The following is a 22,150-nucleotide window of genomic DNA, read 5'->3' on the forward strand; positions in this document are numbered from 1 at the left end:
CAGAGCCCCAGTTCAGTTCGCTGAGCTGGGGCTTCTTGCTGTCCGAAGCCCGCCCTGTCACACCGGTACATTGCCGGACATCCACTCTCATGTGACATTCCTGAACCAGAAGGAAGCCGTGGCGCCCCGGCAGCGCTTCGAAGAGCTCTACACGGAGCACTACGCGGCCGTCTCCGGTTACGTCCGCCGTCGCACCGACCACCCGGACGACTGCGCCGACGTGATCGCCGAGACGTTCACCACGGCCTGGCGGCGGCTGGCGGACGTGCCGGCCGGTGACGAGGCCAGGCTGTGGCTGTACGGCACCGCGCGGCGCGTCCTGGCCAACCATCGGCGCGGCGCCCTGCGCCACACGGCCCTGACGCTGCGCCTTCGCGAAGAGCTCGCTGCCGGCGCCGCTGCGGCCGACCGGATCCCGGCAGGCGCCGGGGCGGCGTTCGCCCGCCTGTCGGAGGACGACAGGGAGCTGCTGTCGCTGGTGGGCTGGGAAGGGCTGGACACCGGCGAGATCGCCAAGGTGCTGAGCTGCTCCCGCGTGGCCGTCCGCCAGCGCCTGCACCGCGCGCGCAAGCGCCTGGCCACCGAGCTGGCCGCCCACGACATCGACCTGAGCGCGTACGGCACGCGCGCCGTACGCCTTGCCAAGGAGAGCGCATGACCCCCGACGAGGTCGTCAAGAGCCTGGCCCCCGACCCCGGTCCCGGGCTCACCCCGGCGGCCGTGGAGATGCTGACCCGGATCATGGACACCGCCGAGCCCGCACCGCGCACCCGCCGCCCGCTGTGGCGGCGGCCGATCCTGGCGCTGCCGCTCGCGGCGGCGGTCGCCGCGGGCTGGTCGCTCACGGCCGTGCTCGGCGCCGCCCCCGCCTCCGCGCTGGACATCAAGGACGCGGGCGACCACTACCTGATCGAGGTCAAGGACCTGTACGCCCGGCCCGAGGTCTACACCGCCCAGCTCAAGGAGGCGGGCCTGAACGTCTCGCTCAAGGTCGTGCCCGTCCCCCCTTCCTACGTGGGCGAGATCCACCCCGACACCCCGGGGTGGACCAAGGGCCCGTTCCCGCATGCGGACAAGATCAGGACGATCGACCGCCCGGAGGGCTGCGACCCCACGCGGAGCTGCCCGATCGGGCTCACCATCGCCAAGGACTTCACCGGCACCGCCGAGCTCAAGCTGGGCCGCGAGGGCCGTCCCGGGGAGGAGTACGAGGTCGTCACCTCGCTGAACGGCCGGGGCGAGCTCCTGCACTGCAAGCCGTTCGTCAACCTCCGCGTGGGCGAGGTGCGCAGGACCCTGGCCTCGCTCGGCGTGACGATCACCGAGTTCGTGATCACGAAGCCCGGCTCGGACGGCGAGGACGCGGAGGTCACGATGACGGCGCCCGACTCCTTGTACGTGACCGGCGGCGGGCTGTCCGAGTACGGCAAGGCGTTCCTCGTCGTCGGCGAGGAGCCGATGGACGAGGAGCTCAAGCGGACGATCGACCGCAAGCACGGCTGCTAGGCCGGCCGGAGCCGCCACGTACACGATCAGCGCGTCCGGGGCGAGGCGGCCGGCGGCGCCGCCCTCACCCAGCCCGTCATCCGGGCGTACGCGGTGGGCCCGCCATAGCCGCGTCGAGCTCGCGCGACGAACGCTGAAGCGGTCCTGGCAGGGTCACGTTGAGGATGGTGGGCCCGCCGTCCGGGCTGTTCAGCAGGAACGACCCGTCGTGCGCCTCGACCCGGCGGCGGATGCCGGTGAGCCCGGGGCCGCTCTCGTCCGCCCCGCCGCGTCCGTCGTCCACCACCCGCACGCACAGCCGGTCGTCCCGGTGGCGGACGCTGACGACGGCGTACCTGGCGCGGCTGTGCCTGGCGACGTTGGCGAGCGCCTCGGCCACCACGAGGTAGGCGGTGGCCTCGACGGAGGCGGCGGCCCTGACCGGCGGGCCGGCGTCGACGACGCAGGGCACCGGGCAGGCCGCCGCCAGCCCGGTGAGCGCGTCGGCGAGGCTCTTGTCGGTCAGGACGGGCGGCAGGATGCTCCGCACGACGCCCCGGAGCTCGGCGAGCGCCTGCTCGGCGGTGGTCTGTGCCCGTTCGATCGAGGTCATGGCGGTGGCAGTGTCGCCGGCCGTGTCGCCGGCTGTGTCGCCGGCTGTGTCGCCGGCTGTGTCGCTCTCCAGCGCCCGCAGCGCGTCCGCGATCAGCGCGTCGACGGCGACGAGGCGGCTCTGCGTCCCGTCGTGCAGCGACCGCTCGATCCGGCGCAGTTCGGCGAGGTGCGCGTCGAGGACGGCGGCGCGGGTCGCGGTGAGCTGCGCCACGCGCAGGCTCAGGTCGACGCCGGGGCCGGGCCGCAGGAGACGCAGGCCGGACCAGGCCTGCAGCCGGGACATGCGGGGCGCGAGGAGCATGGTGAGCGCGATCTCGATCGGGGCCAGCACGGCGACGGCGAGGGCGCTGGGCAGGTCGCTGACCTCCCACATCCCGTAGGTCGCGGCCGTGGCGTCCCCCGCGGGCAGCACCCACCACCACAGGGCGAAGGTCGCGTCCTGGACCGCGTGGACCGGGAAGGTGAGGGCGAGCACGCCCACGAGGATGTCGGTGGACGCGTGCACGAGCGCCCAGGCCAGCTCGCGCCGCACGGGCGGGTCGGCGAGGGCGGCGCGCAGCCCGGGCGGCGGCGGGGGCGCGGCGATGATCTCGTCCGGGTGCCAGCGAGAGAGCCGGGCCCGCTCCCGGTTGGCGACCGCGCGCAACCCGCGCAGCGCGGCCGGCATCAGCGGCAGCCCGACGCCGATCAGGCAGGCCAGGGCGGTGACGATCACCGTGAGGAGCGCGGCCAGCGCCAGGACTCCCGTGCCTATGCCGCCGACGAGGTGTTCCAGCGCGTCCAGGGTGGCCCGGCCCCGGCCGAACACGTCCCAGCGCCAGGCCCATCGCGTCCGCCATCGCGCCCGCGGCAGCCGCGCGGCCCGGCAGCCCTCAGCGACCGTCATGGGAACGTACCTCCTCGGCCACGCACAGGGCCGTTCGCTGATCAGCACCGGAGGTACGCAGGTTATAGCCGACATGTCACCATGTCAGGGCTTTTGTCATAAGAGGGGGTCAGGCTCACAGCCGGTGACGGGGACCGGCGACGCCGTACAGCTCGGCGTGCCAGAGGTCGGAGCCGACCCGCTCCACGCCGGCCGTCAGGTGGCGGCGGTAGGTGGTGAAGGGCAGGCCCAGCCGGGTGGCGGCGAGCTGCTGGGTGGGCGGGCCGCTCACGTACGTGACGGCGAGCGCCCGGTGCAGCTTGACTGAGCGCGGGTCGTCGCGCAGGGCGTCGATCGCCTCCCGGAGCAGGTCGTGCAGGGCCGTCGCCGGATCACGTCCGGCCCGCCCGGCCCGCTCGGCGACCAGCCGGGTACGCGTCAGCGGCGAGGCGGCCAGCGCGCCCGGCCGAGAGAAGTGGCGTAACGCCTGCCGGACGGCCTCGCCGAACTCGGCCCGCGACAGCACCGCCAGCCGCCCCGCCCCGCCGCCTGCCTCCGGGGCCGTCGTCCGGCCGAAGCGCTCCAGCCACGCCTGGGGCGGCACCGCCCGCCAGTCGTGGGCGAACAGGTCATAGGCCGCGTCCCCGACGCGAGGCCGGACGTCGATCCTGCCGATGCCGCAGCGCCACAGGTGTTCGTGCGCCTCGCGCTCCGGCAGCGCCCAGTAGGACCAGGCCATCTGCTCCGACCGCAGGCACTCCCCGACGGCCCGCCAGCGCATCATCGCCGTCACCGCCCTGCCGCCCGGCTGCTGCCGTGGCAGCCACATCCTGGCGACGGCCAGGTGCTCGCCCGCGCGCAGGGGCGCCGTGGCCCGCGCGTGCGCCCACGCCGCGGCCACGACCGGGTCGGCCGCGAGTTCCTCCTGGTCCGGTTCCGGCAGCCGCAGCCAGGCGAACCAGGCGACGGGCTCGCCCGTGGCGGCCCGGCGGTAGACGCGGAACGCCTCCGGGCGGCGCCCGGCCCAGAAGGCGGCGCAGCCCGCGGCCTCCTCCCCTTCCGCCTCGGCGGCCAGCTCGACCAGGGCCTCGACGTCCGCCGGGTCCAGAGGCTCCTCGCGGAACTCGGCCGTCGAGTGCGCGTCGCGTACGCTCGCCGGCTGGTCGCCGCGGTGGAGGTGGAGCAGGGCCGCCACGGCGCCGGGCACGTCCGGATCGGCCGCCGTCCGCACCTTTCCGGCCAGGTGGTTCCGGACGCGTTCGTGCATGGCGGCGTGCCCCTGCCGGTCCCGCCAGCGGAAGTCGGCCTCCAGGATCTCGCGCACCAGGGCGTGCGGGGACAGCCCGGAAGCGCTCGACTCCATGAACGGCAACCGGCGCAGCCACCGGAACAGCTCCTCGGCGTCGTGCGGCAGCACCGCGCGCAGCAGATCCTCGGTCGTCACGTACGCGTGCGCGCTGACCTCCAGCGCCTGCCGGTGCGCGGCCGAGGGCACCTCGCCCACGAGCTGGTCCAGCAGCGCGGTCACGAGCTCGTGCTCCGGCTCCGCGCCCCCCGACGCCGCGGCCAGCAGCAGCGCCAGCGGATGGCCGCCCGCGAAGGTCAGCACCCGCTCGCGCGACTCCTCGGGCACCCCGCAGGAGTCGAGCAGCGCCCGCGCCTCGGCGGGCGGCAGGTCACGCAGCGGCATGACCCGCAGGGCCCGGGCCCACCCGGGGTCGGCGTGCCAGCGCACGTCCGGGGCGTGCCGGCCGGCCAGCACGACCAGCGCCCCCATCCGCACCCTCGACAGGAACTCCTCCCGCAGCCACTCCTCCAGGTCCTGAAGCTGCTCGAAGGCGTCGACCAGCAGGACCGCGCGCGGGTCGCGCAGCACCGGCGCGGCCTCGGCCTCGAACGCCTCGGGCGACGCCACGAGCCCACGGCCGTCGACGTGCACCACCGGACGGTTCGCGGCGGCGGCGTCCTGGACGAACCGCCGCAGCAGCGCGGACTTCCCGATGCCGCCGGGACCGTGCACGTACAGGACACTGTGGCTGCCGTGCAGGGCCGCGTGGAAGGCCGCCAGTTCCGCGCCCCGGCCGACGAAGGCCTGCTCCCGCGCGAGGTGTACCTGTCGCCCCAGTTGTTCCGGTTCATAATCGCTCGCCAGGCGCATACGCCTTGCTCCCCCTCGATCAACCGCTACGGACCGAAGGTACGGGCCGCCGGTGCGCGCGGGCGATCCCGCGCACTGCCTCCTGCGGGTACAGCAGGCCGTACCGGCTCCGGAACGGCGGGGATCAGGGCCCGCAGGGCAGGTTCACGGCCAGCACGGTGGGCCCGCCGGGCGGGCTGTCCAGGGTGAACGTCCCGTCGTGCGCCTCGACCCGGCCGCGGATGCCGCGCAGCCCGGAACCGTGCCGCTCGTCCGCCCCGCCTCGGCCGTCGTCGGTGATCCGGATCCGGAGCCGGTCGCCGGCGCGGCGGGCCTCGACGGCGACGTGCCGCGCACGGCCGTGCTTGGCCGTGTTGGTGAGCGCCTCGGCCACCAGGAAGTACACGGTGGCCTCGACGGAGGCGGCGGCCTTGGCCGGGAGGTCCACGTCCACGGTGCACGGCACGGGGCTGGTCGCGGCCAGGCCGGTCAGCGCGTCGGCGAGGCTCTGGTCGATCAGGACGGGCGGCAGGATGCTCCGCACGACCCCCCGGAGCTCGTCGAGCGACTGCCTGACGGCGTCCTGGGCCCGCACGAGGGGCTCTCCGGCCGTGGACGGATCACGTTCGAGTGCGCGGCGGGCCGCCCCGAGCAGCACGTTGACGGCGACGAGCCGGTTCTGCGTCCCGTCGTGCAGCGACCGCTCGATCCGCCGCAGCTCGGTGGCGTGCGCGTCGAGGGCCGCGGCGCGCGTCGCGGTCAGCTCGGCCACCCGCGAGGTCAGATCCGTGGCGGAATCCGGGGCGTGGCGCAGCAGCCGACGCCCGGGCCAGGCCTGTAAGCGGGCCAGGCCGGGCGCGGCGATCATGGTGAGGGCGATCCACACCGGGATCAGCAGGGCGACGCCGAGAGCGCTGGGCACGTCCTTGACGGTCCACCATCCCCAGGATTCGACCGCGGGCTGGTCCGGCGACAGCAGCAACCACCACAGCGAGAGGGCGGCGACCTTGAGGGCCTGGAGAGGCAGCGTGAGGGCGAGCAGGCCCAGGAGCCCCCCGAGCCCGGCGTGGATCACCAGCCAGCCCAGCTCGCGGCGGACCGTGCGGTCGGCGGCCGCGTCGCGCAGCCGGGAGGGGGTCGTGCCCGGGCCGGTGAGTTCCGGGCCCCAGCGCGAGAGCCGCCGGCGTTCGCGGTCGGCGACCTCCCGCAGCTCGCGCAGGGCGGCGGGCACCAGCAGCAGCCCCACGCCGACCAGGCACAGCAGCGCGGTGGCGGTCAGCAGCAGCAGCGCGATCATGGCGACGATCCCCGTGCCCATGCCGCCGACGAGGCGTTCGAGCGCGTCGACCGTGGCGCGGCCCCGGGCCTGCACGTCCCAGCGTCCGCTCGGACGCCGACGACCCCCGCGATCGTCGACCGTCATCCACACTCCCACGACAGAGGACCGGACGCTCCGCGGAGGTGGAGCAGGCGGGCATGCAACGGTATAGCAGGCTATATCCGGACTAGTTACCTCAGCAGGAATTAATCATGAATTGTGGCAGTCAGCAGCCATTCGCCTGGGCAATCCGAGCCGCCTGACGCCCGGGAATGGCCGAAGATGGGGGCATACGGCGATCTTCGACCTCGGGGGACCACGCGTGCTTTCTGAACGGTACGTACTGCTGGACCAGCTCGGCAGCGGCGGCACGGGCACCGTGTGGCGGGCGACCGATCAACTCCTCGGCCGCACGGTGGCGGTGAAGGAGATGCACCTCCGGACGACCGGCCAGACCCGCGCCGCCCAGCTCACCAGGGCCCACCGGGAAGCCCAGGTCATCGCCCGGATCTCGCACCCGAACGTCCTCGGCGTGCACGACCTCCTCATCCACGACGAGCGGTTGTGGCTGGTGATGGAGTACGTGGACGGCCCCTCGCTGAAGGACCACCTCGCCGCCGCCGGTCCGATGAGCCCGGCCGACGCCGCGACGATCGGCCTGCAACTGCTGTCCGCGCTGGAGACCGTGCACGCCGCCGGCGCGCTGCACCGGGACGTCAAACCGGCCAACGTCCTGCTGCGCCGCGACGGCAGGGTGGTCCTGTGCGACTTCGGCATCGCGGCGCTGACCGGGACCGACTCGCTCACCGAGACCGACGCGGTGGTGGGGACGCTCGAGTACATCGCCCCGGAGCGGCTTCGCGGACAGCCCGGAGGGCCGCCCAGCGACCTGTTCTCGCTCGGCGTCACCCTGTGCGTGCTGGTGTCGGGCCGGTCCCCGTTCGCCCGGCCGGAGCCCGCCGGGGTGCTGCACGCCATCGCCCAGGAGGCGGCGGACCTCCCGCCCGCCGCAGGGCCGCTGACCCCGCTGCTCGAAGCCCTGCTCCGCAAGGATCCGGCCCACCGCCCGTCCATCGCGGAGGCGAGCGCGATGCTGCGGCCCTTCGCCTCGACGACGCCGACCGTGCCCGACCTGCCGACCCATCCGCGACGCCGATCCCGCGCCGTGCCGCGCCGCCGGCTGCCCGGCCTGGTGGCGATCGCGGCCGCCGTCGTGCTCACGGCCGCCGTGGCCGCCGTCGCGCTCACGAACCGCGCCCCGGACGACACCCCCGCCGCCGCGGCGGCGACGACGAGCCCCGCCACCCAGCCCGCCACCCAGCCCGCCACCCCGCCCGCCACCCAGCCCGCCAGTCCGTCCGCCGCCCCCAGCGCCACGGCCGCCGAGCCGCTGCGGCGCGTCCACGCGGTGATGCCCGTCCCCGACGACCCCGAGCTGAACGCCCCGAGCGGCTACTGGCTGTTCTCCGGCGACCGCTACGTCCGGGCCCGTCTCTCCACCCGGGGTTACCCGATAGGCGAGATCCTGCGAGCCGCCACGCCGCTCCGCACGTGGGACGACACGTTCGAGGACCTGCCCGCGTTCCGGGACCGGATCGACGCGACGTTGCGGGTCCCGGGCTCCCCCGACGAGTACTGGGTCTTCTCCGGCCGCGAGTATGTCCGCATCCGCCTGGCGGGCCCCGACCAGGCGTACGACGACACGCTGGTGGCAGGGCCGCGACCCCTCGGCGACTGGGCGGACGCGTTCGGCGACCTCGCCGACGACGGCATCGACGCGGTGGTGCGCACCCCGGACGACCCGGAGCAGTACTGGGTGTTCTCCGGAGACCGGTACGTCCGGGCCAGGCTGGACGGCGAGGGCCCCGGCGGTGAGATCACCCGCGGCCCGGCGCGGCTCGACGGCTGGCCCGGCACGTTCCACAAGGTCCCGGCGTTCAGGCAGGGCATCGACGAGATGCTGCCGGTGCCGGGCGAGGCGAACGACTACTGGGTGTTCTCGGGCGCCCGGTACATGAAGATCCGCGTCACCGACGTCGCCTACGAGGACTCGGTGGTGACAGGGCCGAGGCCCATCCGCGACTGGTCCGCTCTCGGCTGAGCCGGGGCCGTCCCTCACCGGACAGTTTTCGGGCAGTGAATGGGTCTGTCGCGTGGACAGCCGAGGACTCTAGCGTCCCTCCGGTCCGACGGGGTGTCGGGATGCAGGGGAACGAGGGAGTCTGCGTTGAAGAGCAAGACCACCGGCGTGCTGTCCGCGCTGCTGGCCGTCGTCGCGGCCACGGGAACCAGCGCGTGCGCGGCGGGCAAGACCGAGACGGCCGGGAGCGCCGGGGGGTGCGACACGAGCAAGGGCACGCTCGTCGTCGGCGTGATCGCGCCGATGTCGGGCAAGCTGTCGGCGATCGGGCTCGGCATCCGCAACTCGGTCCAGCTCGCCGTCGACCAGGCCAACGCGGCGTGCGCGGTCAAGGGATACCAGCTCGCGATGGACGCGCAGGACGACGAGGCCAACCCGGACAAGGGCGCCGCGGCGGCCCAGCGTTTCGCCGACGACCCCAACGTCGTGGGAGTCGTCGGCTCGTACAACTCGGGCGTGGCGCGGGCGATCCAGCCGAAGATCGCCGCCGCCAAGCTGCTGCTCATCTCGCCGGGCAACACCGACCCGGTGCTGTCCAGGGGAGCCGACTTCGCCACCGCGCCGAAACGGCAGTACGGCAACTACTTCCGCGTCGTCGGCACCGACGACCTCCAGGGCCCCTTCAACGCCCGCTACATGGTGCAGAAGGAGGGGAAGAAGAAGCTGGCGATCATCACCGACGGCAAGGCCGTGGGTGAGAGCAGCGCGACGGAGTTCGCCAAGGAGGCCGAACGCCTCGGCGCCCAGATCGTCATCCGCGAGAAGGTCAACGAGAACGACAGCGACTTCTCCAGCGTGCTGACCAAGGTCAAGACGCTGAACCCGGAGGCGATCTTCGTCGGCTCGGAGTACCACGTGGCCGGCCCGCTCAGCAAGCAGGCCAGGGACCTGGGGCTGAACGTGCCCGTCTCGGGCACCGACGGCCTGTTCGACCCCCAGTTCATCGCGCTCGGCGGCAAGGAGGGCGACGTCGCCACCTCTGTCGGCGCGCCGATCGACAAGCTGGACAGCGGCAAGGCGTTCGTGGACGCGTACAAGAAGAAGGGCTTCTCCGACGGGTACGGCGGGTTCGGGGCCTTCGCCTTCGACGCGGCCAACGTCATCGTCGCCTCGGCCGGCGAGGTGACCGCGAGCGGCGGCTGGAACGGCGGGCTCGACCAGCGCGCCGAGCTGATCAGGCAGGTCCAGGAGTACCGGACCGACTCGGGCGCCAACGGCACGATCGGATTCGACCAGTACGGCGACAGCGTCAACAAGATGTTCACCGTGTACAAGGTCACGTCCGGTGCGTGGAAGGACGTGCTGAGTGACCAGTTCGAGGCGAAGTAAGCCGTGTCCACTCTGGCGCAGCAGATCGTCAACGGTCTGGTGCTGGGTGCGCTGATCGGCTTGATCGCGCTCGGCTACACGATGGTCTACGGCATCGTCCAGTTGATCAACTTCGCTCACGGCGAGGTGTTCATGGTGGGCGCGTTCGGCGCGCACTTCGTCTCCCTGCGTCTGCTGCCCGCGGACACGCCCTGGTACACGGCGCTGCCGGTCATGTGCGTGACGGCGGTGGCCGTCTCCGTGGCGGTCGCGGTCGCGGTGGAGAGGCTGGCGTACCGGCCGCTGCGCGGCGCGCACAAGCTGGCGCCGCTGATCACCGCGCTAGGGGTGTCCATCCTGCTGCAGGAGGTGGTGCGGGTCTTCTACCCCGGCGCCACAGCGCCGCTGGCCTTCCCGCGCGCCTTCCACGACGGGCACCTGGTGCTCGGGCCGGTGACGGTCCTGTGGACCGGCGTGCTGGCCCTCGCCGTCGCCCCCCTGCTGGCCGCCGCGCTGCACCTGTACGTGGAGCGCTCCCGCCTGGGACGCGCCATGCGCGCCACGGCCCAGGACCCCGAGACCGCCCGGCTCATGGGGATCGACCCGGACCGGGTGATCCTGGCGACGTTCGTCCTGGGCGCGGCGCTCGCGGGGGTGGGCGCCGTCCTGTACGGCATCCACTACACGCAGATCGACACCGCCATCGGCTTCCAGAACGGCATCTTCGCCTTCACCGCGGCCGTGCTCGGCGGCATCGGCAGCATCCGCGGCGCCATGCTCGGCGCGCTCTCCATCGGCCTGGTGAAGTCACTGGCCGGCCAGTACGCCTGGGGCGGCGCCCAGTACGACTACGTGTGGGTCTTCGCACTGCTGATCCTGGTCCTGATGTTCCGCCCGCAGGGCTTCCTCGGCCGGCCGGAGAGGGTGCGGGCATGACGTCCTCCTTCGTCCGGGACCGCCCGGTCACCGAAGCGCCGTCCCCGCGCGAGCCGCGCTCCGTCTGGCGTTCCGCGCCGGGCGCCGCGCTCGTGCTGCTCGGGACGCTGTCGCCGTGGGCGTCGGCCGTCATCCCCGGCGGCGCCTATCCCGGCCTGGCCACGCTGCAGTTCTTCGACGCCCCGCACCTGGTCACCGGCTTCCGCCTGCACCTGCTGCTCCTGGGGCTGGCCGCGTTGCTGCCCCGTGTGAGCCGGGCCGCGGGCGCGGGCGCGGCCGTCATCGCGCTCGTCCACACCGCGTTCTTGGCCGCGCTCGGCGTCCTGTCGTTCGGCGGTCCGGTGACGCTGGCCGGCGGCGCCCTGCTGATCTGGCTGGGCCGGAGGGAACCGGCCCCCACGTGGAAGCTTCCGTCCCGCGCGCTGGCCTGGCCGATCCTGGTGGCGGCCTTCGCCGCCCTGCTGTGGGCGGTGTCGGCGATGCTGACGGCGGGCGGGCAGAGCCGGGCGACCAACCCGCACGGAGGGGCCGAGTTCCTGTCGTTCCTCGGATTCGCCGTCGGCCTGTTCGGCATCCTGTCCGCGTACGGGGTGCTCTCCTGGCTCTCGGCCCTGGCCGAACGGCACCGGGCCTTCAGCCTCACCGTCCTGCTGGCCTGCGCCATGCTCCTGCCGCTCACCGAGGCCGGAACCGGCTACTGGATGACGGTGGCCTCCACCATCGGCATCTACGCGGCCACCGCGATCGGGCTCAACATCGTCGTGGGCCTGGCAGGACTGCTCGACCTCGGCTACGTGGCCTTCCTCGGCATCGGCGCCTTCACCGCCGCGAACCTGGCCCACGTGGTGTCCTTCCCGGTCGCGGCGCTCGCGGGCGCGGTGGTGGCGGGCCTGCTCGGCGTCGTGGTGGGCGCGCCCACCCTGCGCGTGCGGGGTGACTACCTGGCGATCGTGACGCTCGCGTTCGGCGAGATCTTCTTCCGGGCCGCGCAGAACGACATCGGCGGGCTGACCGGCGGCGCCAACTCCATCCCGGGGATCCCGCCGATCACCCTCTTCGGGCAGGGCTTCGACCAGCCGGTCGGCGGGCTGCCCGCCGGCTTCCTCTACTACGCGCTGACCGTGCTCCTGGTCGCCGGCACGATGGCGGTCCTGGCCAACCTCAAGCACAGCCGCACCGGCCGGGCCTGGCTGGCGATCAGGGAGGACGAGGACGTCGCCAGGGCCATGGGCGTGCGCACCGGCCGGGCCAAGATCCTGGCCTTCCTGGTCGGCGCCACGCTGGCGGGCCTGGCGGGCGCGGTCTTCGCGCACAAGCTCGGCACGGTCGGCTACGAGAGCTTCGACTTCAGCGAATCGGTCACCTTGCTGGCCGCGGTGATCCTCGGCGGCATGGGCACGGTGCCCGGCGCGCTCGTGGGCGCCTCGCTGCTGTTCGTGCTGCCGGAGAAGCTGCGCGAGTTCAGCGACTACCGGCTGATGCTCTTCGGGCTCGCCCTCATCCTCATCATGCGTTTCCGGCCCAAGGGGTTGGTGTCCTCATGACTCTCGTCGCAGAGCGCCTGTTCATGTCCTTCGGCGGCCTCCTCGCGCTGGACGACGTCTCGCTCACCGTGCCCGACGGCGGCGTGGTCGGGCTGATCGGCCCCAACGGCGCCGGCAAGACCACCCTCTTCAACTGCCTGACGGGCCTGTACGCTCCCACGTCCGGACAGGTGGTGCTGAACGGGCGGCCGCTCGTGGCCGACGCCGCCGAGGCGGCCCGCGGCGGCATCGCGCGCACCTTCCAGAACATCCGCCTGTTCCCCGAGATGTCCATCCTCGACAACGTGCTCGTCGGCCGGCACACCCGGATCAGGCAGAGCCTGCTGAACGCGCTCCTGCACGGCCCCGGGTTCCGCAGGAGCGAGAGGGAGGCCGTCGAACGCGCCCGCGCCGAGCTGGCCTTCGTCGGGCTCGACCCGGCCGGTCAGGCCCCCGCCCGCAGCCTGGCGTACGGGGACCAGCGGCGCCTGGAGATCGCCAGGGCGCTGGCGGGCGACCCGTCGGTGCTCATGCTCGACGAGCCGACCGCCGGCATGAACGCCACCGAGACGGCCGCCGTCAGCCGCCTGATCGACGCCATCCGCCGGCGCGGGATCTCCGTGGTCGTGATCGAGCACGACACCAGGTTCATCTTCTCCCTCTGCGACCACGTCCACGTGCTCGTGCGCGGCCGCCTGCTGACCAGCGGGCCGCCGGAGACCGTGCGCGCCGACCCGCGCGTCATCGACGCCTACCTAGGAGCGGCCTGATGCTCGAAGTGAACGGACTCGCGGTCGCGTACGGCGCGATCGAGGCGGTCAAGGACGTCGGCTTCACCGTCCAGGAGGGGCAGATCGTCTGCCTCGTCGGCACCAACGGCGCGGGCAAGAGCACCGTGCTCAAGGCCGTGTCGGGCCTGCTCCGCCCGCACCGGGGCGAGATCCGGCTCCGGGGCCGCCCCATCCACCACCTGCCGGCGCACGCCGTCCTCGCCGCCGGCGTCGCGCACTGTCCCGAGGGGCGTCGCCTGTTCGCCGGCATGACCGTCGAGGAGAACCTGCGCCTGGGCGGCCACCTGCGCCGGGACCGCCACGTCGCGAAGGACATGGCCCGCGTCTACGACCTCTTCCCCGTCCTGGGGGAACGCCGTACGCAACGGGCGGGCCTCTTCTCCGGAGGCGAGCAGCAGATGCTGGCCATCGGCCGCGCCATGATGGCCCGGCCGGCGCTGCTCATGTTCGACGAGCCCACCATGGGGCTTTCGCCCATCATGATCCGGCGCATCCTCGACACCATCGCCCTGCTCCGGAACCAGGGGACGACGATCCTCATGGTCGAGCAGAACGCCCTGGCCGCTCTCATGCTGGCCGACCACGGCTACGTCATCGACCTCGGCCGGACCACCATGTCCGGGCCGGGCACGGACCTGCTGGCCGACCCGCGCGTCCGCGCCGCCTACCTCGGCTGACCGCGGCGGCCGTCTCTAGCGCGTGCCGGGGCGGGCCGGTGTGAGGCGGACGGGCAGGGCGCGCACGAAGTCGCCGTGCGGCTGCCCGTCCCGCACGACCGGCCCGGTGACCTCGATCTTCGCGAACCGCTCGACGAGCAGCCGCACGGTCTCCTCGATCTCGACGAGCGCGATCAGGCGTCCCAGGCACGCGTGACGCCCGGAGCCGAAGTTCAGCACGGGTCTCGGATGCGTACGGCCGATCCGGAACCGCTTCGGGTCGGTGAAGACCGACGGATCGTGGTTGGCGGCGATCACCGAGGCGAACAGCCACGTGCCCGAGGGGATCGCCAGCCCGGCGAACTCCTGGTCCGCGCTCCCGAGCCTCGGGTCCGACCAGACGTTCGGACGCGCCCGCAGGCTCTCCTGCACCGCGCTCGGGATCAGCGTGGGGTCCTCGCGCAGCAGGCGCCACTGGTCCGGATGCGCGGCGAGCGCCATGACGGTGTGCGAGAGGGCCGCGCTCGTGTTGTCCGTGCTGGCCGTCAGCAGCGTGAAGAGGATTTCGAGGATCTCCTCCGTGGTCGTCTCGCCCCGCCGCTCCGCCAGGAGGAGCTGGGAGAGCACGTCGTCGCCCGGCTCGGCGCGCCGGCGTTCGATGTGGGCGCGGGTGTAGCCGACCAGCGTGCGGGCGCCGCGTTCGATCTCGTCACGATGGCGGGGATCGGCGCGGAACGCCTTGAGCAGCATGTCCGAGCAGGCCGCGACCAGCTCGTGGTCCTCGGCGGGCGCGCCGATGAGATGGCAGAAGTACGCGGCCGGCACGTGGGGCGCGACGGCCTTGGCGAAGTCGAACTCGTCGCCTGCCAGGCTGTCGAGCAGCCCGGCGGCGATCAGGCGTGCCACGCCCCGGGACCGCTCGATCACCACCGGGCCGAGCAGCGGCCCCAGCAGCCGGCGCTGGCGCCGGTGCGCCTCGCCTTCGAGCGCCGCCGTGTTCGCGACGCTGTAGCGGTACGCGACATCGCCCGGATTCAGTCCGCAGGCGGTGAGCAGCTCGGCGAAGCCCACCGTGAACCGCTCGTCACGCAGCAGCGCCCGCGCCAGGTCGTAGCTGAGGAACTCCACCCCGCGCGGGCTCCGGGCGACGGGAACGCCCGGCCCGAGCGCCTCGATCATGCCCAGCGGGTCCGAGACGTAGTCAGCGGAGTACACGTCGAGGAAAGGCAAGCTGTCGATGTCCCGTGTGAGGTCGCGCATCTGATCCCCCTGATCTCCATCGCGAGCGGGCTCCGCCGAGCCCGCCGACCGGATCGAGCCTGTCAGCGCGAGCGCGGCATGATCCATCCCGCCTGCGCTACCTCCGCCGGTAGCGCAGCCTGTCGGCCGGAGACGCGCGGAACCCCGGCTCGGGTCGCCGAGCCGGGGTTCTTTCGTGCCGGGGTTCTTCGGTGCCGGGGTCAGGAGAAGACGACGGAGCGCACCAGGAGGCGGTCCGAGGCGCCCGCGCCGGGGCGCAGGCTGTAGTAGACGTCGCCCGCGCAGCCGCGCTCCAGGAAGACGGTGGCCGTCGCGTCGGTCAGGTTCTTGGGCGCGTAGGCGGCCGACGTGCCGTCGGAGCCGGCGCCCTGGATGTCGATGCACGTCCGGCTCGGCGGGTTGTTGATGAAGCCGACGGCGTCGTAGCCGTCGGCGGTCTGGTACGAGTAGCGGAACTGGCCCGTGGCGGCCCAGGCGGAGCCGGGAACCGCCAGGACCAGCATGAGGGCGCCGGCGGCGGCGGCCAGAGCGGAGTGCGAACGCATGGTTTTCCCCTTCACGGAGTAACAACATCGGACACAGAGAGTAATCGTACACTTACATTCCGTGTCAGGGCGCTGCTCGGCCGGATGCGGCATAGTGGGCGGCCATGGCGAGAAAGCTCGGAGTCTTACTCGTGTCGTCGATGCTCGCCGGGTGCGCCGCCGCAGGGCCGGGCCCCGCCGCGCCGACACCCCCGCCCACGCCGGAGTCCGCACCGGAGCCCGTGCCGATCTCGATGACCCCGGCTGCCGCGCCGCCGTCGCGGCCCCGGTGCTCCGGCAAGGCCGAACCCGGTGACGTGAACGGTGACGGCTACGCCGATCTGGCGTTCGTCCGGACGGGCGCCGACTGGCGGGAGCGGGCCCAGCTCGTGGTGGTGCACGGGTCGGCGCGCGGGCTCGACCCGGCCACCGCGTACGTCGCCGGTGACGGCGCCATGTCCGGCGAGGCGCCCCCGCAGTTCGCCGACCTCGACGGCGACGGCTGCGCGGACGTCGTCATCCCCGACCGGTCCCTGATGATCTTCTGGGGCGGCCGGGGCCCGGCCGCCGTCCTGCCGTACGGGAGTCACTCCGGCGTGGCCGACCTCGACGGCGACGACGCCGCCGACCTGCTGGCGACCACGTCGCGTCCCGACGGCACCGGCGGCAGGCTCGTCCGCCTGCACGGCCCGTTCACCAGGTCCGGCGAGCCCGCCCGCCGGAGCGGCCGCCCGCTCCCCGAGGGCGAGTGGCCCGGCAGGATGGTCACCGATCCGTACGGGCCGGACCTGGTCGTGTACGGGCCCGACGACGGCGAGCAGGCTCACGCCTGGCTGCTGACCGGCGAGGACTTCCGCGAGGTGGCCACGGGCAGCTCGGCGGTGTTCGGCGACTTCGACGGCGACGGCCGCCGCGACGTGGCGATCGGCGACAGCGGGGCCCGCAACAACGAGCCCGGCATGGAGACGGAGGACCCGTCGGTCGAGAGCATCACCCGTGTCTTCTACGGCGGCGCGGACCGCGAGCCGCAGGTGCTCGACGGCGTCCGGGGCAGCCTGCACGCCGGCGACCTGACCGGCGACGGCCTGGACGACCTGGTCTCCGGCGAGGTCATCGGCATGCACGCGAGGGTCGTCGGCGGGGCCGAGATCCTCACCGGCTCCCCGGCGGGCGTGCGCCGCCCCGGCCTGTCGTTCAGCCATCGGGGCCCCGAGCGCGGCCCGGCGGGCAAGCGGCTCAAGGACTGGGAGCGCGGCTCGATCAGGACGTGGTCGGTGGGCGACCACGACGGCGACGGCCGGGCCGAGGTGATCCGCGTCTGGCAGGGCGGCCCGGGCCGCGCCCGCTTCTGGCGCGTGGACGGCACGGGGGCGACGCTGCAGGTGTTCGACCTGGCGGGCAAGGGCGGCTGACCGGAGGGGCGAAGTCTTTGCCGGTGTCGCACGGCGGCTTGAGGGCAGGGCGGGAAAGGGGTCATCCGAGGAGAGGAAACGGTGACATGAGTGACGTTGGTGACCGTCGCGAAGTGCTGACGAACCGGCAGGGCCACCCTGTCTACGACAACCAGAACCAGCGGACGGTGGGCGCGCGAGGGCCCGCCACGCTGGAGAACTACCAGTTCCTGGAGAAGATCAGCCACTTCGACCGCGAGCGCATCCCGGAGCGGGTGGTGCACGCGCGGGGGACCACCGCCTACGGGTTCTTCGAGGCGTACGGGAAGATCGGCGACGAGCCGGTCAGCCGCTACACCAGGGCCAAGCTGTTCCAGGAGCCGGGCAAGCGCACGGATCTCGCGGTGCGCTTCTCCACGGTGATCGGCGGCCGTGACTCGGCGGAGACGGCCCGCGACCCGCGCGGGTTCGCCGTCAAGTTCTACACCGAGGACGGCAACTGGGACCTGGTGGGCAACAACCTGGCGGTGTTCTTCATCCGGGACGCGATCAAGTTCCCCGACGTGATCCACGCGCTCAAGCCGGACCCGGTGACGTTCCGCCAGGAGCCGAACCGCATCTTCGACTTCATGTCGCAGACGCCCGAGTGCATGCACATGCTGGTCAACCTGTTCAGCCCGCGCGGCATCCCGGCCGACTACCGGCACATGCAGGGCTTCGGCGTGAACACGTACAAGTGGACCAACAAGCAGGGCGAGTCGTTCCTGGTCAAGTATCACTGGATGCCCAAGCAGGGCGTGCGCAGCATGACAGCGGCCGACGCGGCGATCATCCAGGCGACCGAGCTGGGGCACGCGACCAAGGACCTGCACGAGGCGATCGAGCGCGGCGACCACCCGGAGTGGGAGCTGCTCGTGCAGGTGATGAGCGACGACGAGCACCCCGAGCTGGACTTCGACCCGCTGGACGACACCAAGGTGTGGCCGGAGAACGAGTTCCCGGCGCGGCCGGTGGGCCGGATGGTGCTGAACCGCAACGTGGACAACAACTTCGCCGAGAACGAGCAGATCTCGTTCGGCACCGGCGTGCTGGTCGACGGGCTGGACTTCTCCGACGACAAGATGCTGGTCGGGCGGACGTTCTCCTACAGCGACACCCAGCGCTACCGGGTCGGCCCCAACTACCTGCAGCTCCCGGTCAACCAGGCGAAGAACGCGAGCATCCGCACCAACCAGCGTGACGGGCAGATGACGTACTTCGTCGACACCGGCGGCGAGTCGCCGCACATCAACTACGAGCCGTCGCTGGTGGGCGGGCTGCGCGAGGCCGAGTACCCGACGGAGGACATCGAGGGCCCGGTCATCACCGGCCGGCTCACCCGCAGGCGCATCCCGCGCACGAACGACTACGTGCAGGCCGGGCAGCGCTACCTGCTGATGGAGGAGTGGGAGCGCGACGACCTGGTGGACAACTTCGTCACCCAGCTCAAGCAGTGCGACCGGCGCATCCAGGAGCGCATGGTGTGGCACTTCCTGCTGGTGGAGGACGACCTGGGGCTGCGCGTGGGCGAGGGCCTGGGCATCACGCCGGACGACGTGGCCGGGCTGGAGCCGCTGCCCAAGCAGGAGCTGACCGACGAGGACCGGGACCGGCTGGCCAAGCTGGGCAGGAACGGGCCGCGTGACGTGACCGGGCTGAAGATGACGCACTGCGTGCCGGACGAGCGGTTCACTCCAGGCGGCGCAGCAGGGCCTGCTTAGCCGAGGCGAACTCCTCGTCGTTGAGCACGCCGGAGCGGTGCAGCTCGCCGAGCTCGGCGAGGTGGCGCAGGACCACGTCCACCTCGCCCGCCGGGGCCGGGGCGGGGGGCAGCTCGGCGACGCCGCGCGGGATGCGGGCGTGCACGGCGGCGGCGACCAGCGCGGTCGTGCCGCCGAAGCGCTGCACTCCCCACGAGATGCAGCGCGGGTCCTTCTGCGGCTGCTTGTCCGGCCCGTCGCCCTTGGCGCGGAAGCGCAGGGTGCCGTAGCCGAGGCCGGACTGCGGCTTCCACTCCACGGCCACCAGGTCGGTCAGCGGGAACTCCTGCGGGCCGGCCTCGTCCTTGGCGGTGCTGGCGAAGGCGGTCCACTCGATGCGGACGCGCTCGCCGTCGAAGGCGACGGTGCCGTCACCGGCGGACGCGCTGATCGGCACGTCGGGGCCGGGCAGCAGGTAGTCGTCCGTCGGCCCGCTGGGCGTTTGCCACGCGGCGAGCGCGTCGCGGATCTCGTCGGCGTAGTATTCGGCGGCGCCGGTGCGGCCCTTGGGAACGGCCAGGCGGTAGGGGTCGGCGGGGGCGGTCAGCGAGCCGGCGACCACGTCGGTCAGCGGGTCGGCGCCCCGGCGCAGCCGCAGGCGCAGGTGGCCGCCCTTGCGTGACGGCTCGAACGTCGCCCCGGCGACGGCCTCCAGCGGGACGACGAGCTCGCCGAGCGCCTTGCGCAGCTCGTGCACCTCGCGGCCGCTGCCGGGCACGATCCGGACCGTCTCTCCGTCGAACGTCCACGCCCCGTCGGGGACTGCCATCTCCGCCATGTCCTCCAGCGTAGTGGGCCAGAAAACATTCCGATAACAAGCCTTGACCGGCCAAAACACCACAAACTAACGTCTGCTGCATTCTATAGAAAGCAGAATGTGGAGGCGGTGGATGGACGCGACGGCACACGCGGCGATCGTCACCGACGTCGCGGGACCGGTGGACGTACGCGACTACCCGCTGCCCCGCCCCGGCCCCGGGGAGTTCGTCCTCAAGGTCGAGCTCTGCGGCATGTGCGGCACCGACGCGCACATCTACCGGGGCCGCCTGGCCAGCGTGCGCTTCCCCGCGCTGCTCGGCCACGAGATCGTCGGCACCCTCGCCGCCCTCGGCGAAGGCGTCACCACCGACCACGCCGGCCGGCCGGTGTCGGTCGGCGACCGCGTCGGCGTCTTCCCGTCCCTGAGCTGCGGCCGGTGCTACGACTGCCAGGTGCGGCGCCGGCCCGGCAACTGCCCCGACCGCCGCCCCTCCTACGGCTTCGCCTCGCCCGCCGACCAGCCGCCGCACCTCACCGGCGGCTTCGCCACCCACCTGTACGCCTCCAACGCGGGCACCGTGTTCTACCGGACCGGCCTGCCCCCCGAGGTGGCGGTGCTGCAGGAGCCCCTGTCCGTGGCGCTGCACGGCGTGGAACGTTCCGCGATCCGGATCGGCTCCACCGTCGTCGTCCAGGGCGCCGGCGCGATCGGCCTGATGGCCGTGGCCGCCGCCCGCACCGCCGGGGCCGCCCGGATCGTCGCCGTCGGCGCGCCCGGCGCCCGGCTCGAACTGGCCGCCCGCCTCGGCGCCGACGCCGTGGTCGGGCTCGGCGACGGCCCCGAGAAGCGCCGCCAGGAGATCTTCGACGCTCTCGGCCGCGACGGCGCCGACGCCGTCATCGGCACCGCGGGCTCGCCCGAGGCGTTCGCCGAAGCGCTCGGCCTGGTCGCCGACGGCGGCGTGCTCGCCGAACTCGGCAACTTCACCGACCGCGGCGCCATCCCCTTCAACCCGTACAGCGACCTTCTGAAGCGGGACATCACGATCGCCGGCGTGTACGGCGCCGGCCCCGACATGCAGCGCCGCTACCACGAGGCGCTGACCATCCTCGAACGCGGCGGCAGGCCGTACGAGCAGGTGGTGAGCCACCGCCTGCCGCTCGGCAGGGTCCGCGAGGCGCTCGAAGCCCTCGGCGGCGGCTACGCCCTCGACGGCAGGGACGTCGTCAAGCTCGCGATCGACCCCACCGCGTAAACCCCCATTTCCCCCGGAGGAGAAGTCTTGAAAAGCACCCGCCTGGTCGCGGCCGTAGCCGTGCTCGGTCTGGCCGTCGCGGCCTGCGGCTCGCCGGCCGAGGAGGTCCCGGCAGACGGCGGCGGGCTCGGCACCGCGCAGCAGCCCGTGTCGATCCGCGTGATCGCCAACGACGCGTTCGCCAAGCAGTGGCAGGACAAGCTCGTGCCGGAGTTCAACAAGAAGTATCCGAACATCAAGGTCACCATCGACGGCATCCCGTACAACGACCAGCTCGCCAAGACCATGCTGGAGCTGACCGGCACCACCGCCACCTACGACGCGGTGCTCGCCGACGACCCGTGGATCCCGCAGCTCGCCAAGACCGGCGCCCTCTACGACCTCAAGGGCCAGGAGCTGGCCAAGTGGAACGACCCCGAGTATGACTGGGCCGACTTCCACGCGACGCCGCTCGCCGCGGGGGAGTGGGAGGGCAAGCAGTACGCGGTGCCCGTCCGCTCCAACCTGCTGCTGATGTTCTACAACAAGTCGCTCTACAAGAAGGCCGGGGTCGCCGAGCCGACCGCCGAGACCACCTGGGAGCAGTACTTCGCGGACGCCCAGAAGCTCGTCCAGGACACCGACGGCGACGGCAAGACCGACTCGTGGGCCGTGGGCACGTACTTCACCAAGGACCCGCTGACCCCCACCGTGTGGCAGACCGTGCTCAACTCCAACGGCGGCAAGCTGCTCGACGACAAGATGCAGGTCGCCTTCGCCGGCGAGGCCGGGGTCAAGGCGCTGCAGACGCAGGTCGACATGCTCAAGTACGCGCCTCCCGGGGCCTCCACCTACCAGTTCAACGAGCCGCTGGAGGCGTTCCGGCAGGGCAAGACGGCCACCATGTTCATGTGGGGCAGCGTCTTCAAGGGCACGGCCGTCGACAAGGAGACCACCACGCTGACCCCCGAGGAGGTCGGCATCACCACGATGCCCGCGGGCACCGCCGGGCCCGGCGCGCACCGCGGCATCTGGTCGGCGGGCATCTCCAAGAAGTCCGAGCACCCGGCCGCCGCCTGGACGTGGCTGCAGTGGGTGACCTCCAAGCAGGGCGAGCAGTTCGTCGGCAAGGAGTTCGGCACCTTCCCGGCGCGTAACTCCACCCTCGACGGCACCCCGCCCGCCGAGTGGGCCGGGCCGGTCTACAAGGCGCTCAAGGACGGCTACGAGGTCGCGAGCAAGGGCCAGATGTGGCGGCCCAGGCTGCCCGAGTCCGACGCCGTCCAGCAGATCCTGGCGCTGCAGACCAGCCGGGCCATGTCCGGCCAGGCGACCTCCCAGCAGGCGATCGACCAGGCCGCGAAGGAGATCACCGAGCTGCTGAAGACCAAGGGCTACGGCCAGTGAG

18 protein-coding genes are annotated in these 22,150 nt (G+C 72.7%); 12 read left to right on the forward strand and 6 right to left on the reverse strand.

Annotated features, from left to right (window positions below; genetic code table 11):
* The first annotated feature begins 91 nt into the window (after window positions 1-91).
* Window positions 92-658, forward strand: coding sequence for an RNA polymerase sigma factor (locus ACWDXC_RS06290; RefSeq protein ID WP_449978640.1), 567 nt, complete (start codon window positions 92-94; stop codon window positions 656-658).
* A complete protein-coding gene (locus ACWDXC_RS06295; protein WP_449978642.1) occupies window positions 655-1,506 on the forward strand; it encodes a hypothetical protein in 852 nt (283 codons plus the stop codon). Before ACWDXC_RS06290 ends, ACWDXC_RS06295 begins: the two co-directional genes overlap by 4 nt.
* A 76-nt stretch (window positions 1,507-1,582) precedes the next feature.
* Here the strand turns inward: ACWDXC_RS06295 and ACWDXC_RS06300 are convergent, their stop codons facing one another.
* The 3 genes from ACWDXC_RS06300 to ACWDXC_RS06310 form a co-directional block, all read right to left on the reverse strand.
* Window positions 1,583-2,986, reverse strand: coding sequence for a sensor histidine kinase (locus ACWDXC_RS06300; RefSeq protein WP_449978644.1), 1,404 nt, complete (start codon window positions 2,984-2,986; stop codon window positions 1,583-1,585).
* A 115-nt stretch (window positions 2,987-3,101) separates the two neighbouring features.
* Window positions 3,102-5,123, reverse strand: coding sequence for an AAA family ATPase (locus tag ACWDXC_RS06305; RefSeq protein ID WP_449978646.1), 2,022 nt, complete (start codon window positions 5,121-5,123; stop codon window positions 3,102-3,104).
* A 124-nt stretch (window positions 5,124-5,247) separates the two neighbouring features.
* Window positions 5,248-6,525, reverse strand: a complete 1,278-nt coding sequence (locus tag ACWDXC_RS06310; protein WP_449978649.1) for a sensor domain-containing protein — start codon at window positions 6,523-6,525, stop codon at window positions 5,248-5,250.
* Between the two features lie 217 nt (window positions 6,526-6,742).
* Between ACWDXC_RS06310 and ACWDXC_RS06315 the strand changes: the two genes are divergently transcribed.
* The 6 genes from ACWDXC_RS06315 to ACWDXC_RS06340 all read left to right on the forward strand — a co-directional run bounded on the left by ACWDXC_RS06315 (window position 6,743) and on the right by ACWDXC_RS06340 (window position 13,795).
* Entirely contained in the window at window positions 6,743-8,521 is a 1,779-nt protein-coding gene (locus tag ACWDXC_RS06315; protein ID WP_449978651.1) for a protein kinase domain-containing protein, read from the forward strand.
* A 126-nt stretch (window positions 8,522-8,647) separates the two neighbouring features.
* Window positions 8,648-9,889, forward strand: coding sequence for a branched-chain amino acid ABC transporter substrate-binding protein (locus ACWDXC_RS06320; protein WP_449978654.1), 1,242 nt, complete (start codon window positions 8,648-8,650; stop codon window positions 9,887-9,889).
* Window positions 9,890-9,892: 3 nt separating this feature from the next.
* Complete coding sequence (locus ACWDXC_RS06325) at window positions 9,893-10,804, forward strand: branched-chain amino acid ABC transporter permease (protein WP_449978656.1); 912 nt, start codon at window positions 9,893-9,895, stop codon at window positions 10,802-10,804.
* On the forward strand, window positions 10,801-12,348 hold the full coding sequence (locus ACWDXC_RS06330; protein ID WP_449978659.1) for a branched-chain amino acid ABC transporter permease: 1,548 nt from the start codon (window positions 10,801-10,803) through the stop codon (window positions 12,346-12,348). The genes ACWDXC_RS06325 and ACWDXC_RS06330 overlap by 4 nt, the downstream gene beginning before the upstream one ends.
* Window positions 12,345-13,097 (forward strand): ABC transporter ATP-binding protein, encoded by a 753-nt coding sequence (locus ACWDXC_RS06335; protein ID WP_449978662.1) that lies wholly within the window; start codon window positions 12,345-12,347, stop codon window positions 13,095-13,097. The genes ACWDXC_RS06330 and ACWDXC_RS06335 overlap by 4 nt, the downstream gene beginning before the upstream one ends.
* Window positions 13,097-13,795, forward strand: coding sequence for an ABC transporter ATP-binding protein (locus tag ACWDXC_RS06340; protein WP_449978665.1), 699 nt, complete (start codon window positions 13,097-13,099; stop codon window positions 13,793-13,795). Before ACWDXC_RS06335 ends, ACWDXC_RS06340 begins: the two co-directional genes overlap by 1 nt.
* A 15-nt stretch (window positions 13,796-13,810) precedes the next feature.
* On the opposite strand, the gene ACWDXC_RS06345 is transcribed toward ACWDXC_RS06340, so the two are convergent.
* The gene (locus ACWDXC_RS06345; RefSeq protein WP_449978668.1) at window positions 13,811-15,034 is read right to left on the reverse strand and encodes a cytochrome P450; all 1,224 of its coding nucleotides are present in this window, start codon (window positions 15,032-15,034) and stop codon (window positions 13,811-13,813) included.
* Window positions 15,035-15,234: 200 nt separating this feature from the next.
* Window positions 15,235-15,579: a hypothetical protein gene (locus ACWDXC_RS06350; protein WP_219510563.1), complete on the reverse strand. Its 345-nt coding sequence runs from the start codon at window positions 15,577-15,579 to the stop codon at window positions 15,235-15,237.
* 104 nt (window positions 15,580-15,683) lie between these two features.
* Here ACWDXC_RS06350 and ACWDXC_RS06355 point away from each other — a divergent pair, with 104 nt between their 5' ends.
* Both ACWDXC_RS06355 and ACWDXC_RS06360 read left to right on the forward strand, forming a co-directional pair.
* Window positions 15,684-16,970 (forward strand): FG-GAP repeat domain-containing protein, encoded by a 1,287-nt coding sequence (locus tag ACWDXC_RS06355; protein WP_449978671.1) that lies wholly within the window; start codon window positions 15,684-15,686, stop codon window positions 16,968-16,970.
* A gap of 86 nt (window positions 16,971-17,056) precedes the next feature.
* Window positions 17,057-18,709 (forward strand): catalase, encoded by a 1,653-nt coding sequence (locus tag ACWDXC_RS06360; protein ID WP_449978674.1) that lies wholly within the window; start codon window positions 17,057-17,059, stop codon window positions 18,707-18,709.
* Here the strand turns inward: ACWDXC_RS06360 and ACWDXC_RS06365 are convergent.
* Window positions 18,678-19,526 (reverse strand): DUF4429 domain-containing protein, encoded by an 849-nt coding sequence (locus ACWDXC_RS06365; RefSeq protein WP_449978677.1) that lies wholly within the window; start codon window positions 19,524-19,526, stop codon window positions 18,678-18,680. The genes ACWDXC_RS06360 and ACWDXC_RS06365 overlap by 32 nt on opposite strands.
* A gap of 112 nt (window positions 19,527-19,638) precedes the next feature.
* On the opposite strand from ACWDXC_RS06365, the gene ACWDXC_RS06370 reads away from it, so the two are divergent.
* Both ACWDXC_RS06370 and ACWDXC_RS06375 read left to right on the forward strand, forming a co-directional pair.
* On the forward strand, window positions 19,639-20,763 hold the full coding sequence (locus tag ACWDXC_RS06370; RefSeq protein ID WP_449978679.1) for a zinc-binding dehydrogenase: 1,125 nt from the start codon (window positions 19,639-19,641) through the stop codon (window positions 20,761-20,763).
* Between the two features lie 27 nt (window positions 20,764-20,790).
* A complete protein-coding gene (locus ACWDXC_RS06375; RefSeq protein WP_449978681.1) occupies window positions 20,791-22,149 on the forward strand; it encodes an ABC transporter substrate-binding protein in 1,359 nt (452 codons plus the stop codon).
* The last annotated feature ends 1 nt before the right edge of the window (window position 22,150 follow it).

The organism is Nonomuraea sp. NPDC003214, from assembly GCF_053590035.1.

Coding starts and splice junctions, on each gene's coding strand:
- ACWDXC_RS06355 (WP_449978671.1), top strand. CDS start 15,684: ATGGCGAGAAAGCTCGGAGTCTTACTCGTGTCGTCGATGCTCGCCGGG.
- ACWDXC_RS06330 (WP_449978659.1), top strand. CDS start 10,801: ATGACGTCCTCCTTCGTCCGGGACCGCCCGGTCACCGAAGCGCCGTCC.
- ACWDXC_RS06305 (WP_449978646.1), bottom strand. CDS start 5,123: ATGCGCCTGGCGAGCGATTATGAACCGGAACAACTGGGGCGACAGGTA.
- ACWDXC_RS06345 (WP_449978668.1), bottom strand. CDS start 15,034: ATGCGCGACCTCACACGGGACATCGACAGCTTGCCTTTCCTCGACGTG.
- ACWDXC_RS06370 (WP_449978679.1), top strand. CDS start 19,639: ATGGACGCGACGGCACACGCGGCGATCGTCACCGACGTCGCGGGACCG.
- ACWDXC_RS06340 (WP_449978665.1), top strand. CDS start 13,097: ATGCTCGAAGTGAACGGACTCGCGGTCGCGTACGGCGCGATCGAGGCG.
- ACWDXC_RS06300 (WP_449978644.1), bottom strand. CDS start 2,986: ATGACGGTCGCTGAGGGCTGCCGGGCCGCGCGGCTGCCGCGGGCGCGA.
- ACWDXC_RS06350 (WP_219510563.1), bottom strand. CDS start 15,579: ATGCGTTCGCACTCCGCTCTGGCCGCCGCCGCCGGCGCCCTCATGCTG.
- ACWDXC_RS06295 (WP_449978642.1), top strand. CDS start 655: ATGACCCCCGACGAGGTCGTCAAGAGCCTGGCCCCCGACCCCGGTCCC.
- ACWDXC_RS06365 (WP_449978677.1), bottom strand. CDS start 19,526: ATGGCGGAGATGGCAGTCCCCGACGGGGCGTGGACGTTCGACGGAGAG.
- ACWDXC_RS06335 (WP_449978662.1), top strand. CDS start 12,345: ATGACTCTCGTCGCAGAGCGCCTGTTCATGTCCTTCGGCGGCCTCCTC.
- ACWDXC_RS06310 (WP_449978649.1), bottom strand. CDS start 6,525: ATGACGGTCGACGATCGCGGGGGTCGTCGGCGTCCGAGCGGACGCTGG.
- ACWDXC_RS06360 (WP_449978674.1), top strand. CDS start 17,057: ATGAGTGACGTTGGTGACCGTCGCGAAGTGCTGACGAACCGGCAGGGC.